Source organism: Thioclava sp. SK-1, assembly GCF_001705665.1.
Lineage (GTDB): Bacteria > Pseudomonadota > Alphaproteobacteria > Rhodobacterales > Rhodobacteraceae > Thioclava.
This window is the reverse complement of the sequence record NZ_MDHA01000103.1, coordinates 1-668: the sequence shown is the minus strand read 5'-3', so window position 1 is coordinate 668 and position 668 is coordinate 1. Positions and strand designations below refer to the sequence as shown.

Below are 668 nucleotides of genomic sequence, written 5' to 3'. Positions count from 1 at the left end.
CATTGCTCAGATACAGATAGGCGTAACCGACGCCATCGCTGTTTTGATAGTTGGACGGGTGCAGCGTGATCTGTCCCTGATTTTCGATCTGTGCGGCATCGATCGTAGCATCATACAGGATCTGCGTTGCCTCGATCGCGGTGAATGTCGTGCCTTGGGTGTTGGCAGACTGTAAGATCAGCGTATCGGTGCCGTTGCCGCCTGCCACAGTGCCATATTGGAAGTTGCTTTGCAGATCGATCAGGTCATCTCCGTCGCCGGCATCGATGCTGGACCCATCATCGCTGTAATAGGTTTCAATCGTATCATTTCCTGTCCCGCCCAAGACGGAATCCACGCCGTAACCGGTTTGAATGCTGTCATTTCCAGCGCCGCCGATCAGCGTGTCATCGCCGTTGGCACCAATCAGCGTGTCATTCCCCACGCCGCCATCAAGACTGTCATCGCCGTTGTTCCCATCGATGCTGTCATCGCCATCGCTGCCCTGCACCGCCTCATCGGCATTGCCGCCGTTGAAGCTGATATAACTGTCATTCAAGAGCGTGGTATCTGAGAAATCGACCGAGAGCGTATCGTCCGCCGACAGGCTATTGACCGCAACATAAAGGTATTCACTTGTGCTGCCGTTGCCCAGGCTGAGGTTTGAGAAATCGGCGGTTTGCCCGTTG

At 54.8% G+C, this 668-nt stretch carries 1 protein-coding gene; it reads right to left on the bottom strand.

The window, feature by feature from the left end:
- Positions 1-668: calcium-binding protein (locus BFP70_RS21180; protein WP_304441954.1), on the bottom strand; the 668-nt coding region annotated here is incomplete at both ends.